Raw genomic sequence first — 14199 nt, 5'->3', positions numbered from 1 at the left:
CTGGTGCGGTCAGCAGGCTTCGTCAGGCAGATACAACAGAACATTTACGGTAAAAAGGTTCTTTTCCCCGTCCTGCTGTTTGCCGTAATCATATTCTAAGACCCCGTTGTATTTTGCTATGGTATGGTCAACAGAATTTAGCCCGATCCCGTGACAGGTCTTATCCTTTTTCGTGGAACAGGGCCTTCCGTCTTTGATGCATAGCTTGGAGGCATCGTAGGTATTTATCACTTGTATGGTTAAAACCCCGTGTAGCTCTGAGATATCAATGAGAATCTCCCGTTCTTCTTTTGGAAGTTTCATACAGGCTTCCATGGCATTATCCAAAAGGTTGCCTAAGATAATGGTAAGATCCATCTTGTTTATTTTAAGTACCTCAGGAAGCCGGATATGGACCTGGGCTTTGATCTGAAAATGCTGGGCCAGATAAAGCTTATTGTTAATCAATGCGTCAATGATGGGTTGTCCGCTGTTGATCCCCGATTCCTGGGCCCTTACATTGTCCGTCAGCTTTTTTATATATTCCATTAATTCTTCTTTCTGCCCCTGTTCCGCAAGGCCGGATATGGCAGCCAGATGATTGTGTAGGTTGTGCCGTTTTTCCCGCATACTTTTTTGGAACTGCTGGACCAGAACAGACTGCTTTTCATAGGCATCATTCTGTTGGGAGAGCAGCAGGTTTTCATACTTTAAATTCTCCTCCAATAAAAGTTTGTCATATAAATGAAACAGCAAAATATTGATCACCAGCAATACCAGAACTGCAGTGGTCAATAAAAAGGAAGATTCCGATTGATTGGAAATGATTTCTAACGTCAGACTGTTTAATATGTAGATACTTCCTGCAGGAATCAAAAATATGGCCAGCCAGCGGGGAGGCTGGACATCTGTGTGATAAGTTTCCTGGGTTTTAAAGAAGACTTTGCTCCATTTAACCAGACCGAACATCAGCAGATTGGAAAAAATGATTCCGATAATGACAAAACAGTCCCGCTGTATGATGGTTTTAAAACTGGTGCCTATAAACAGCACAAGCACCGCTGCCATACAATCTTCACTTGCAAGCGACAATATATAAAGAAAAGAAGAAGCAAGAATCCGCTTAAACACGGAAGTCTTATAGAAAAGAGAGATTAAAAAGCAAATAGTCAGATTAAACACGATATTTAAAGTGGGACTAAACAAATTAAAGTACAGATATGCCCCCACAAGGTAATAGATCACATAAGCGGTTCCAATGGCCCAGACAGGGGCTCTTCTTTTTTTTAGGAACGTTTGGATAAAATCATAGACCACGTAGGTCCTAAGAATATTCATGGTTAAATATGTAACGATCACTACCATATGTATTCTTCCTTTTGTTTTCTAAGCTGTAAATACTTCGCCCTTATTTCCTTCCTTTTCGGGCCGCTGATGGGTAATTCCGTTTGATTGGACATCTGGACCTTTTCATAGGAAATCTGCCGGATATGGCAATAATTGACCAAAAAGGAATGATGGATCAATAAAAATTTCTGTGCCTCCAATTGTTCAAATACCTGTATCAGCTTTCCAAAGAAAACATAATGACTGTCTTTTGTAATCACATTGATTTTGTGACCCTGGGTTATTTCAAAATAGAGAATGTCCTCAATGGGAAGATTACACTGTCCTTTGGTGATGTCCTTAAAACAAAAGAATTTGTCCTGCATTTTGGCAAACCGTTTATAGGCACTCATAAGATCCTTTTTAAAAAGCTCAGGATCAATGGGCTTTGACAGAAAGCGGAAGGTGTCCAGGCAAAACACTTCCTTTGCCCTGTTATCATAGGAAGATATGTAAATAATAATGGTTTTTTTGATTCCAAAATAATATCTTAATTTGTCTCCTAATTCGATTCCGCTCATACCATTCATACTGATATCCAGAAAGGCCAGATCATAGACAGCACCACGTGCCAGTTCCTCGCATAACTCTTCTCCTGATGTGAAAGAATCGGCTGAGTAAGAGATTAATGCCTCTGATAGTGTGCGTTCTATCAGGGCTTTGATCTGCTCAATGAATATAGGTTCGTCATCGCAGACAGCAATTCTAATCATAAAGTCCCGGTCTCCTTCCATTTTTCTAATTACTGTTATTTTATCATAATATTGTAAAAATTTGTAGAAAAAGGACCAAAGAAACTGTATACGAGATTTTGCTGTTTTTATGGCAGAAAATGAAAAGGTATTTTGTAAAAAAAACGATTATGCTATACTATGCGAAATTAAATAAGTTCATTGAATCTTATCAATCGAAGAAGCGGATACAGCAAGGAGGCTGGTCAACGTGGAAAAAATTCATGACAATCAGATTGCTTACATCAATTTAACCACTGGTGAAGTGAGATTAGAAGAGATCACCAGAGAGCTTAGAAAGAATTACATAGGCGGGCCGGGAATCAATACAAAGATTTTGTATGATTCCGATGCGGCAGATTATGATGCGCTTTCAGAAAAAAATCTATTGATCTTTGGGATTGGGCCGGGGGTGGGGAGCGGGCTTCCGGCCAGTAACCGATGTACAGTAACCGCCAAAAGTCCCATTACGGACGCATTTGGAGATTCCAATCTGGGCGGAGAATTTAACATCCGGCTGCGAACGGTGGGAATTGATCATCTGGTTTTTTCAGGAAAATCAGATCATCCGGTGTATGTTCTCATCAAAGAACAGGGCCAGATCGAACTTTTAGATGCCGCAGAGCTTTGGGGAATGCAAACGGAAGAAGTCACAGAGAAGCTGGCCGCACGTCATGGGAAAGGTTCAGAAGTTGCCTGCATCGGGCCGGCGGGAGAAAATCTGGTGCGTTTTGCAAGTATTATCATGTCAAAATGCCACGTGGCTGGAAGAACCGGCATGGGCTGCGTGATGGGCTCAAAGAAGCTGAAGGCCATTGTAGTGGAAAAAAAGACAGGGAAGCCTGAAGTTTGGAATCCGGAGAAAGTCAAAGAAATCAGGGATCAGTGGATCAGGAAATGCCGTGCGTCGGTCATTTTAAGATCAGGAAAGATTCAAGGGACGTTAATGCTAATCAAGAGGTATCACAAACAGGGCGCCTTGCCCATCCGCAATTTTCAGACATCGGATGACAAAAAGGTGAAAGACTTATATGCGGAGAATTTCTTATACAAACACGAGACAAAAAGAAAAGCCTGCATTTACTGTCCGGTTGGGTGTGCCAGAGAGTATGAGATCAAGGAAGGGAGGCACAAAGGAGAAAAGGGAGACCGGCTGGATTATGGTGCGGTGGCAGGCATCGGTCCTTACAACGGGATCTTCGATTGGGCCAGCATTCTTCATTTGAAAAATCTCAGCGACAATCTGGGATTTGATGCCATTGAAGGCGGTTCTACCATTGGGTTTCTCTTGGAGTGTTATCAGAGAGGCATCATAGCAGATGAGGAAAAGACGTATGAGTTTGGAAATGCAGAGGATGTGGAAGAGTTGATGTATAAAATCTGCCGCAGGGAAGGGATCGGAAACATTGCAGCAGAAGGGGCTTACCGGGCCTCCCTTGTTTTACATGCTGAAAAGTATGCATTTTGTATCCGCAAGTCATCTGCCGGACTTCATTCCAATTCTCATTTAGCCAAGTCCCTAAGCTACCTTACCTCTACCAGAGGGGGGGACCACTTAAAGGGCTACGTGTTTACCTCGGTATTTGGAGGCTTTTTCTCCGAGGTGGTTTCCAAACATATTTTTAAAACAAAGGCTGAGAAAAATTTTGCCAAGGCAGATAAAAAAGGCCGTGTGGTGTGCTGGCATGAAAATTATAAATATGTCATTGACTGTTTGGGGTTGTGCCTTTTTGCTGTAACCGCACTCCCAAGTGCAGGAGCAGCCTATTTTAATGAATTTGCGGAAATCACCAATGGGATTCTCAATCTGGATTTTACCGATGAGGAGATGTTTGCTGCCGCAGATCGTATTTACCAGCTGCAGAATGGTTTTAATCTGGAATGTGGTTTAAAACTGGAAGACTATCACTGGCCCGAACGGAAAAAAGAAAATGACGTGGAAGATAAATTCATTAAAGACACGACCATCAGGGTGGGGGAAAAAGAAGGGATGCTGCCGGAGTACTTTCGGTACAGAGGACTTACGCCGGAGGGCGCACCTACCGTAAAGCGATTTGAAGAATTGGGCATTTCCAGGTACATCAAAAAAGCAAAGGCGGTTGATTATGATGATGTGATTCCCATTCAGGCTTTGCTGAAAGAAATTGATCTGAATGCAAAGCTGACCCAAAAAGAAAACAAGATGAATGAGATTATGAGCTCCCTTATTTGTAAACTGATGACAAAGCAGGACGAGAAGGCACTGCGCCGCAGGAGAAGCGAGTAGGAGCCCAAAGAGGCGGATATCCCATGGGTTGGTTAGATAATAAAGAGAAAATAGAGATACGTTCATCGGTTTTTATTCCCGTTCCCCAGGATGAAACAGGGATTGTTTTTGATCATGTATATAACAGAGAGAAGTTTCACAAGTGGTTTGACTTGATTCCGGTCCTTTGGATCCGCTTTGACCGAAAGCAGATGGAATCTGGCTGCATCGGAACCATATGTTTTACCATGCCTTTGTTTTATTACAAATTGAAGGTTACAAAAGTGATCATGGGAAAATCAATTGTCCTGCGCGGGGCGGGCGGTCCCATGCGAGGGAAGGCATACTTTAATTTTTACCCCGCGGATGGGGGAATCCTCTTGGAGAATGTTCATATACTGTCTGGAAAAAATAAGTTTCTGCATAAATACTATGTTTTGTGTTTGGTTCCAAATCATTTGGCTTTTATGAAATGGAGATATTCCGTTTTAAAAAAACAAATCAAAAAAGAACTGGAAAATAAAAAAATACATTAGCAGAGAGGTGCTGTTTATGAGAGGTGTTATTTTAGCAGGAGGTCACGGAAAGCGTCTGAATCCGTTGACAATCATTACCAACAAGCATTTGCTTCCGGTTTATAAGAAACCTATGATCTATTACCCCATAGAAACCCTGGCGAAAGTGGGAATCAAGGATATCCTCATCGTAACAAGCGGAGAATATTTAGGGCATTTTTACAAGCTTTTAAAAACCGGTGAAGAGTTTGGAGTAAAGCTTCATTATGAGATTCAGGAGGGCAATGAAGGAACAGGAGCTGCTCTCTTATGTGCGGAGGAATTTGCCAGAGGGGACGAGTTCATGGTAATTCTGGGCGATAATATTGTGACGGAGGACTTGACTTCCTTTGTAAAGGATTTTGAAACGGAAAAAGAAAATTTCAGTGCCAAAATCCTGATCACTCAGTCCGATAATCCAAAACTCTACGGCGTGGTTGAATTTAAGAAAAACCAAATCACCAGGCTGGTGGAAAAGCCCCAGGTACCTTTCTCCAATTACGTCAACACCGGCTTATGGATTTTTAAACCAGAGGTATTTGATCTTTTGAAAAATATGAAATTGAGCACAAGGAATGAGTATGAGACCACAGATGTTCTCCATCACTATGCAGAACAGGGACAACTCACTTACGGGATTTTAACCTCCAAATGGACCGATGCGGGAACCTTCGAGCAGTTATATGAGGCGACTGTTTTAATGAAAGAGTTAGAAGAGAAGGAGAAAAAGGAAATTGAAAAAGATCATGTTTATCAGTCTTCCGGTGTCAGGACACGTAAACCCTCAGCTCAACCTGTGTAAGGAACTGTCCCAGCGGGATGTAACCCTTATCTACTATACCTTTGAGCAGTATTTCCACAAGTTTGATTCTATGGACGGGGTGGATTTGCGGAAATATCCGGATGAATTCTATCATTATTATAATAAGCTTGCGGCAGATGAAAAGCTTCAGTCCCAGTTTATGAATCTGCTTTATGTATTTTATACATTTACAGAAAAACTTCTTCCCTTCATGATGAAAGAGGTGGAAAGGGAAAAGCCTGACCTTATCATATGCGATACCTTAGCCATTTGGGGTAAAATCGCCGCCCGATACTTTCATATCCCTTATGTATATTTTGTAAGCAGCTTTATGGGGGATAAAATCATGATGAAGGAGACCCCGGCATTTACCTTGAGCCTTGTAAAAAGTGCGGCGGTATCCATTCCCTATATCATGAAATTCAATTCCATCATAAAGCGGTTGGAAAAACAGTATGGCAAGGTGGTGGATAAGCCGTGGAGCATTATGGAGCCGGAAGGGAAATTCACCATGGTGGTGACCTCCAGGGAGTTTCATCCCGGCGGAAATAAATACCCTCCCAATGTTAAATTCGTAGGTCCTGCTTTTGTGGATAGAGAAACGCTCACCGAAAAAAAAGATACCATATTTATCAGCCTTGGGACCATCTGTTTCAGCCATACCTATTGGGACATCTGCATTGATGCTTCTAAAGATCTTGGATATCAGGTGGTGGTATCCTTTGGGGGAAACAGGAATAATAAAGTAAATGAGGTCAATTTACCGGATCACGTAACGATTTACGAAAATTTAAGCCTGGAAGAGTACCGGAACGTATTAAAACGGTCTGTTTTGTTCATTTCCCATGGAGGTTTTAACAGCATCACGGATTCCATCCTTTATGAAACGCCCCTTATCATATGCCCCGGTCATGCAGAGCAGGCCAGCAATGGAAGAGTCGTGGAAGCCGATGGATGCGGAAGGCTGTTTATGGCAAATACCAAGGAGTTTCAGAAAGAGAACCTAAAGGCCCTGATTCTTCAGGTCATTAATGATAAAAATGTGAAAAAAAATTTATCAAGATACCGCAGATCCTTTTTGGAATCTCCTGGTTTTAAAAAGGTGGTTGATGAGCTGAATGAAGAATTTCAATTGTTCTGATACATACATAAGGGGGAGGAATTATGGCTTATATCGTGAATACGGCGCAATACCTGCCTGCCAAAGAAATATCCAATTCTGAGCTGACCCAGTTTCCGCCGAAATACCGGCAGCTCATTGAAGAAAAGGCCGGAATTAAGACAAGAAGACATGTGACCGACGAGTGTACTTCAGATATTGGTGCCCTGGCAGTAAAGCAGCTGTTAAAAAAGACCGGAATGGACCCATCTGGGATTGATGCCCTCATTTGTGCCACATCCTCTCCGGACCGGATACAGCCTGCGACTGCAACGAGGATCCAGGAAATCTGCGGTTTGAAGAACGCTTTTTGTTTTGATCTTAATTCTGTCTGCAGCGGAGGAATCTATGGATTAAAAATCGCTTCTGCTCTCATAAAAGATGGGATAAAAAATGTGATCGTGGTAGCCGCAGAGGTGTACAGCCGGTTATTGAATCCAAAAGATATTGCTACCTATCCCTATTTTGGAGATGGAGCGGCCGCGGTCCTTGTGTCCGGTCATGGACTCTATGAGCTAAAGGATGTCCTGCTTTTTTCAGATGGAAGCGGCTGTGATGTGATTCAGATACCGGCAGGAGGAAGTATGCTTCCGGCCCCAGCCGTAAAAAAGGAACGGGATTATTACTTTTCTATGGACGGCCAAAGTGTATACCGTTTTGCCTGTGAAAAAGGAAGTGCACTGATTGAGACCCTGGCAGAAAGGAATGTCGTAGCGGCTGACCGGATCATCACTCATCAGGCCAACCGAAACATTATCAAAGAGATTGCAAGACGTACCAACCTACCGGAGGAGACATTCTTCATCAATGTGGAGAAATACGCCAATACGGCTGGTGCTTCTGTTTTAATTGCCTTAAACGAATATCTGGAATCAGAAAAAGCAAATGAAGAGGACCATGTTTTTCTGGCAGCTTTCGGAGGCGGACTTTCCTGGGCGGGCTGCTATCTGAAGAAAGAAAATCATAGGGAATAAACGGAGAAAAGAGGAACTTACGATGTTAGATGTAATAATGGCACTCGCCACAGAGATTTTTGAGGATGATGATATTCTGCCGTCCTCCAGACTGGAAGAAGCAAAGCGGTTTGATTCCATGAATCTGGTTCAGTTCATCATTGAACTGAGTGAGACGCTGGAGCTGGACATTGAAGATGACGAAGTGGAAAAAACCATGACGTTTGCAGAACTGGCAAAAAAGCTGGAGGCAGATAAATAACTTGAGTAAAACAAAAGGGGAGGGGTGTGCCATGGAATTCAGACGACTGACCAAAGAGTGGGAAAAGCTTGCATTTATAATCGGCTGGGAACTTGCCTTTGAGCGGCCCTTTGAAAAGAGGGACTATGAATGGATTTTTGATTCCAGAAATCTTGTCTATGGAGCCTTTGACCAGGAGGTTCTTTCCGCTGGATATTGTATCCTGCAAAGTCATGCCTTCTTTCATGGGAAGCTGGTAAAGAGCGGGCTGTGCAACAATGTTTTTGTCACACCAGAATATCAGGGCTTCCATTTATTTACAAAGCTGGGACGGTATGTACTTTCAAAGGCAGGGGAACAAGGGGTTCAAATCTTGATTGGATTTCCAAATGAAAACTCTCTGCCCGGGCACCGGAGAGTAGGGTGGACTGCATTTCCAAAGAATTATTACCTGGAAACGAAGAGGATCAAAGATGTGGTTTCCGGTAAAATCGTGGATGAACGCATCAGTCCCCTTACCTCGTTTAATTTACGGTTTTGGGAAAAGGCTTTTTCGGACTTTGCCTTAAGCATTGCTGACGGAAGATCATTTTCCATTGTAAAAGAGGTGGAGTACTTTTCCTGGCGTTATTTCAAGCGTCCCTCCGGGAACTATAGCATATTTTTTTTCCAGGAAAAGGGCAGGGTGAGAGGATATGTGGTGTTTAAATACTACGAGCCTTCCCGCCGAATACATATCCTTGATGTGGAAGCGGAGGATGAGACCATATTTTTAGAATTATTAAAGGCAGCAGGCACCATAAAAGAACCGGTAACCCTTATGAATGTATTAAGCTCTACCATTTATGCGGAATATTTCAGACGTGCGGGATTTAGCGAAAGTACAGAATACAGCAATCTCATAGCGTATACTCCCATGACGAAAGGTCCGGTTTCTCTTGGAGAAACTTCCAATCTGGTCATTGGGGACAATGAGGTTTTTTAGTACGACAGACAAAGGAGATAAAACGGTGGCATATGCGAGTGCAAGCGTCTTGTTACACGGTAAATTAGAGGAAATTTTTGAATTCCTATTGGACGGAAGAAACAATAAGATATGGCGGCCGGGGGTAAAATCGGTGGAATATCCGTCAGAGCAGCCCATCAAAACCGGTGCGGTGTTTTTGCAGGAGATGAATGGCCCTCCAGATAAGACCATTCAAGCCGATTATAAAATTATAGAATGTGACCGGTATAAAAAAATATGTTTTTACATTTTAAACGGTCCCTATACCCCGGTAGGATGCTTTTCCTTTGGAGCCACAGACCAAGGGGTATCCGTTGAATTTTCCATGGAAGAAGCCCATGTGGTCAGTCAGGAACGGGACAGACATTTTCAAAAGGTGGTAAACGACATTCATAATCTACAGGAACATTTCGAAAGGAAATGATACACGTATGAAACATATACTTTTAGGAAATGAAGCAGTTGCAAGGGGTGCGTTTGAATATGGAGTAACGGTTGCCTCCGCCTATCCAGGGACACCAAGTACGGAAATTACAGAAAATATAAAGAAATATGAAACGATAAACACGGAATGGTCTCCCAATGAGAAAGTTGCATTAGAGGTGGGAATCGGGGCTTCCATCGCGGGAGCGAGAACGATTGTTTCCATGAAACATGTGGGGCTGAACGTAGCGGCTGATCCCCTGATGTCGATTTCTTATCCCGGTGTGAATGCTGGTCTGCTGCTTGTGGTTGCAGACGATCCCAGCCAGCACAGTTCCCAGAATGAGCAGGACACCAGGTACTTTGGAAAGGCGGCTAAGGTTCCGGTTCTGGAACCATCGGACAGTCAGGAATGTAAGGAGTTTGTGGGAGCGGGATTGGAGATCAGTGAGACTTTTGACACACCGGTGATTCTTCGGTTAAACACGAGGATCTCTCACTCCCAAAGCCTGGTGGAGCTGAAAGAACCGATGCCCTGGGAGTTAAGGGAATATGACAAAAATCCCAACAAGTATATCGTGGCTCCGGCAGTGGCAAAAAAGAGAAGAGTCATCGCAGAGGAGCGTTTAAGAAAGTTGGAAGAATTTGCAGAGACCACAGAACTTAACACGGTGGAATATCATGACACGAACATTGGAATCATTACCAGCGGCATTGCGTATCAATATTCCAAAGAAGTGCTTCCCGAAGCTTCTTATTTGAAGCTTGGGATTACCCATCCCCTTCCCAGAAAGAAAATTACGGAATTCATAAAAAGCTGTAAGACCGTTTACGTCATTGAAGAACTGGAACCGATCATTGAGGAGAAGATCAGGTCCTGGGGCCTGGCGGTCGTTGGAAAAGAAGTGCTTCCCACCATTGGGGAACTAAATCAGGAAATCGTCCGTACCGCAGTGCTCAAGGAGACGATTGCTGGAGTGGAGACAGAACTGTCCAAAGGAATTCCCATAAGGCCTCCGGTTCTCTGTCCCGGCTGTCATCACAGAGGGGTGTTTTATGTTTTAAACAAGCTAAAGCTTCACGTATCCGGGGATATCGGCTGCTATACGCTGGCGGCATTTTCTCCTTTAAGCGCCATGGACACGTCCATATGCATGGGGGCCAGCATTGGAATGGCCTTTGGGTTTGAGAAAGCCAGGGGAAAGGAATTTTCAAAGAAAACAGTTGCAGTTATTGGAGATTCCACCTTCATTCACTCCGGCATCACCGCGTTGATTGATGTGGTATACAACCAGGGGAATGTTACGGTGATTATCCTGAATAATTCCACCACCGCCATGACCGGACACCAGGACCATCCGGGAACCGGTTGTACCATTCGGGGAGAAAAGAGTCAGGCCGTTGATTTTGTGGCTCTGGCAAAAGCCATTGGAATAAAAAGAATCCAAACCGTAGACGCCTATGATATTACGGAGTTGGAGCGGATCATCATAGAGGAGACACAGGCCGAGGAGCCGTCTGTCATCATTACGAAGCGTCCCTGCATACTCCTGAAAAACTCACCCCTGATCCACAAACCTTTAAACATCAGAGGATGCATTGGCTGCAAAGCATGTATGAAGATTGGATGTCCTGCCATATCCTTTTCCCAGGGCATAGCAGAGATAAAAAAGGAGCTTTGTGTGGGGTGTGAGCTATGTGCCAACGTTTGCAGGTTTGATGCCATTAAGAAAGAAGCATAAGAAGGGAGAAGCGGTATGAATATTCTGATTGCAGCAGTTGGCGGCCAGGGAGCTGTGGTTGCCAGCAGGATTCTTGGGAAGCTGGCCCAAAACCTGGAGCTTGATGTAAAAGTTTCCGAGGTACACGGCATGTCCCAAAGAGGCGGAAGCGTAGTGACCTATGTAAGATTTGGTAAAAAGATCCATTCACCCATCATAGAGAAAGGAACCGCAGACGTGATTCTTGCTTTTGAGCTGTTAGAAGGAGCCAGATATGTGGAATGGCTAAAGCCTGGAGGTACCTTAATCACAAGCAGCCAGCGGATTGATCCTATGCCGGTCATCACTGGTACGGCAAACTATCCTGAGGATTTAGAGAAAAAGCTTCTATCCCTGCCAATCCATTGTAAGGTCATTGATGCCCTCGCTTATGCCAAAGAGGCCGGAAACTTAAAGACGGTGAACGTAATTCTGATCGGAGCATTGGCAGCCACCACAGAAATTGAAGAGGACAAATGGCTTACAGCCATAAAAGAAGTGGTACAGGAAAAACTGGCAGATATTAATTTAAAAGCGTTTTCGCTTGGGTATAAAAAGAGCAGATGCATCGAGTCAAACGGAGAGAATGATGAAATATAAAAAAGCAATCAGTTTCTTAACCATATTGATAGTAATACTGGCGGGAACCGCCGCTGCCTGCGGAATTTTTCTGACAGGAGGAGAGAAAGAGATTTCGCTGCGTTCGATCCATGGGAACCTTGTAATGGCATATGGACATGGGATTTATAAAAATGAATCCGTCTCCATGGCATTGCAGGCAAAAGCCCAGGATGGGGTAACTTTGGTTCTTGGAATCCCTGCACTGCTGGGGTCGTTGGTGCTTGCGGGAAAAGGCTCCTTAAAAGGCAGATTTCTCCTTCTTGGACTTTTGGGATACCTTCTTTATACTTATGCTACCTATTCGTTTGGTGCAATGTATAATGGGCTGTTTCTCGTATATGCTGCAGTTTTGTCTGCCTGCTTTTTTGCTTTTATACTGACCTTCTTCTCCTTATGGGAAGAAGATATTTCGTCCAGACTAGGCAAAGGATTTCCGGAAAAATTCGTAGGAACTATCCTCATCCTAACCGCGGTATTGGCTGGCATGATGTGGTTAAAGAGAATTTGCATTCCCCTTATACATCAAAAAGTTCCGGCGGAACTGGAACATTACACCACGTTGGTGATCCAGGCTCTGGACTTATCCATTCTGATTCCGGCAGGAATTCTGTCAGGAATCTTACTGATGAAAAAGAATAAGTTTGGTTACCTCTTAGCACCGGTTATGGTTATCAAGCAGATGGTACTTGTCATTGTTATTATTGCCATGTTTATCAATCAGTCAGTCAATGGAGTATCCACCGATGTTTCTGAGCTTGTTGTTTTTCTGGTGATTGCTGTAATTTTAAGCAGGTGCCTTTACTTATTTTTAGCAAATATTAAATCATAATAAAAAACAAAGGAGAAATAAAATGAGACAGTTAAAGGAAGAGACAAAAAAAGAAATTAAAGAAATGGTATACTCATTTTTAGCCGATGAGTGTGAGGTTCCCGTAACAGAGCTTAAGGATGACTTATCCGTAATTGATGATTTAGACGGTGATTCCCTGATGTTTGTTGAGTTAATCGAACAGTTAAAAAAGAAATACAGCTTAAACATCCAGATGCAGAATATTGGTAAATATTTACTTAAAAATCCGGCCAATACCATCAAAGAAGTCATTGAGACTGCCTATTTGGTATATGAAAAGGAAAATGACATCGTAGAGGCGCTGTAATCATGGACACAGAGTCTGCGTTTATGGTGAAATATGATACTGTGGGAAAAAGCATCGGAGTATTAAGACTTCAAAATGGAAGAGATAATCTGGTGGATGATGCTGTTTTTATGGATCTCCCTCAATTGAAACAGTGGCTGTATCATAATCCGTTTAAGGGACTGATCATAACGGGAAACGGAAGGAATTTCAGCAAAGGAGCCAATGTAGACCGGATACGGATGTATAAAGATACCCCAAAGATTCTTGAAAAACAACTGAATGAGGGGAAAAAGATATTATCCTGCCTGGAAGCCCTTCCTCTGGTCACCGTGGCGGCCATCGAAGGAGCCTGCTTTGGAGCGGGACTTGAGATTGCCCTCAGCTGCAATTACCGGGTGGCGGCAGAATCTGCTTTGTTTTCTTTTCCGGAAGTAACCCTAGGTTTATTGCCTGGGTTTGGAGGAACCGTAAGACTTCCAAAGCTGATCGGACCGAGAGAAGCCAGAAGGCTCATTTTATCAGGAGATATGATAACCGCCAGACAAGCCGTGGGTCTTGGACTGGCAGATGAGCTTACAGAAAAAAAAGAAGCGTTTTCCAAAGCGGTGGAACTGATCGAGGGACTGACAGACAACTGTTCCCCCAGTCAAATAAAATACCTTTATGACAGTATGGATCAGTCCGGGGCCGGCTGTTGGCCCATGTATGAAAAAGAAAGCAGTTATTTTGCCAAGCTGTTAAAGACCATGGATAGGTAAGGGAACAGGAGATGATCATATTTTAACGAATCAGTGCTGGTTTGAAGTTCAGGGGCATGAGTTGGACTCTTTCAAACATGTAAATAATTCGGTTTATTTAAATTATTTAGAAACGGTGCGCTGGAAATTCTTTCGTGAGTTTTCCATGATGGAGGATTTAGAGCGGGAGAAGCTATATCCGGTCGTCATTGAAGTAAACGTCAAATATATCAAAGAATTAAGGCTGTTTGATCAGTTTGTCATAAACAGCCGTTACTGGATCGAAAACAATTATATTGTATCTGATCATAAAGCAGTGGGCAAAGATCGAAGAACTACCATGATGAAGGCAAAGGTAAAGATGCTTCTTGTGTCCGAGGACCGGATCGTGTATGACATTCCGCCTCATATCAGAGAAGTATTTTCAGCCAAAGAACCAGCCATCGCCCATAAGGGGGATTGA

The 14199-nt window shown here is 43.2% G+C and carries 16 protein-coding genes; 14 read left to right on the top strand and 2 right to left on the bottom strand.

What is annotated here, in order from left to right:
* Positions 1 to 9: 9 nt before the first annotated feature.
* Complete coding sequence (locus VIG27_RS11205) at positions 10 to 1344, bottom strand: sensor histidine kinase (RefSeq protein ID WP_394522603.1); 1335 nt, start codon at positions 1342 to 1344, stop codon at positions 10 to 12.
* Entirely contained in the window at positions 1338 to 2078 is a 741-nt protein-coding gene (locus VIG27_RS11200) for a LytR/AlgR family response regulator transcription factor (protein WP_394522602.1), read from the bottom strand. The genes VIG27_RS11205 and VIG27_RS11200 overlap by 7 nt, the downstream gene beginning before the upstream one ends.
* Before the next feature lie 229 nt (positions 2079 to 2307).
* Here VIG27_RS11200 and VIG27_RS11195 point away from each other — a divergent pair, with 229 nt between their 5' ends.
* From VIG27_RS11195 to VIG27_RS11130, 14 genes are read left to right on the top strand one after another with little or no spacing between them, the layout of a single operon-like run.
* Positions 2308 to 4362: an aldehyde ferredoxin oxidoreductase family protein gene (locus tag VIG27_RS11195; protein WP_394522601.1), complete on the top strand. Its 2055-nt coding sequence runs from the start codon at positions 2308 to 2310 to the stop codon at positions 4360 to 4362.
* Between the two features lie 23 nt (positions 4363 to 4385).
* Complete coding sequence (locus VIG27_RS11190) at positions 4386 to 4877, top strand: hypothetical protein (protein ID WP_394522600.1); 492 nt, start codon at positions 4386 to 4388, stop codon at positions 4875 to 4877.
* Positions 4878 to 4893: 16 nt separating this feature from the next.
* A complete protein-coding gene (locus VIG27_RS11185; protein WP_394522598.1) occupies positions 4894 to 5697 on the top strand; it encodes a sugar phosphate nucleotidyltransferase in 804 nt (267 codons plus the stop codon).
* Positions 5630 to 6838 (top strand): glycosyltransferase, encoded by a 1209-nt coding sequence (locus tag VIG27_RS11180; protein WP_394522597.1) that lies wholly within the window; start codon positions 5630 to 5632, stop codon positions 6836 to 6838. The genes VIG27_RS11185 and VIG27_RS11180 overlap by 68 nt, the downstream gene beginning before the upstream one ends.
* Positions 6839 to 6861: 23 nt before the next feature.
* Positions 6862 to 7830: a 3-oxoacyl-ACP synthase III family protein gene (locus VIG27_RS11175; protein WP_394522596.1), complete on the top strand. Its 969-nt coding sequence runs from the start codon at positions 6862 to 6864 to the stop codon at positions 7828 to 7830.
* A 22-nt stretch (positions 7831 to 7852) separates the two neighbouring features.
* Positions 7853 to 8071, top strand: coding sequence for a phosphopantetheine-binding protein (locus VIG27_RS11170; RefSeq protein WP_394522595.1), 219 nt, complete (start codon positions 7853 to 7855; stop codon positions 8069 to 8071).
* Between the two features lie 31 nt (positions 8072 to 8102).
* Positions 8103 to 9035, top strand: coding sequence for a GNAT family N-acetyltransferase (locus VIG27_RS11165; RefSeq protein ID WP_394522594.1), 933 nt, complete (start codon positions 8103 to 8105; stop codon positions 9033 to 9035).
* Between the two features lie 25 nt (positions 9036 to 9060).
* Positions 9061 to 9480, top strand: coding sequence for a hypothetical protein (locus VIG27_RS11160; RefSeq protein WP_394522593.1), 420 nt, complete (start codon positions 9061 to 9063; stop codon positions 9478 to 9480).
* 7 nt (positions 9481 to 9487) lie between these two features.
* Entirely contained in the window at positions 9488 to 11221 is a 1734-nt protein-coding gene (iorA, locus tag VIG27_RS11155) for an indolepyruvate ferredoxin oxidoreductase subunit alpha (RefSeq protein WP_394522592.1), read from the top strand.
* Positions 11222 to 11236: 15 nt separating this feature from the next.
* Positions 11237 to 11839, top strand: coding sequence for an indolepyruvate oxidoreductase subunit beta (locus tag VIG27_RS11150; protein ID WP_394522591.1), 603 nt, complete (start codon positions 11237 to 11239; stop codon positions 11837 to 11839).
* On the top strand, positions 11826 to 12689 hold the full coding sequence (locus VIG27_RS11145) for a hypothetical protein (protein ID WP_394522590.1): 864 nt from the start codon (positions 11826 to 11828) through the stop codon (positions 12687 to 12689). Before VIG27_RS11150 ends, VIG27_RS11145 begins: the two co-directional genes overlap by 14 nt.
* Positions 12690 to 12711: 22 nt before the next feature.
* Positions 12712 to 13017, top strand: a complete 306-nt coding sequence (locus VIG27_RS11140; protein ID WP_394522589.1) for an acyl carrier protein — start codon at positions 12712 to 12714, stop codon at positions 13015 to 13017.
* A gap of 2 nt (positions 13018 to 13019) precedes the next feature.
* Positions 13020 to 13757 carry an enoyl-CoA hydratase/isomerase family protein gene (locus VIG27_RS11135; protein ID WP_394522588.1) on the top strand — a complete coding sequence of 246 codons (738 nt, stop codon included), beginning with the start codon at positions 13020 to 13022 and terminating at the stop codon, positions 13755 to 13757.
* Complete coding sequence (locus tag VIG27_RS11130) at positions 13750 to 14199, top strand: acyl-CoA thioesterase (protein ID WP_394527529.1); 450 nt, start codon at positions 13750 to 13752, stop codon at positions 14197 to 14199. Before VIG27_RS11135 ends, VIG27_RS11130 begins: the two co-directional genes overlap by 8 nt.

The organism is Lacrimispora sinapis, assembly GCF_043633585.1.
Lineage (GTDB): Bacteria > Bacillota > Clostridia > Lachnospirales > Lachnospiraceae > Lacrimispora > Lacrimispora sinapis.
The sequence above is the reverse complement of the archived record's forward strand: the minus strand, read 5'-3'. Positions and strand labels throughout refer to the sequence as shown.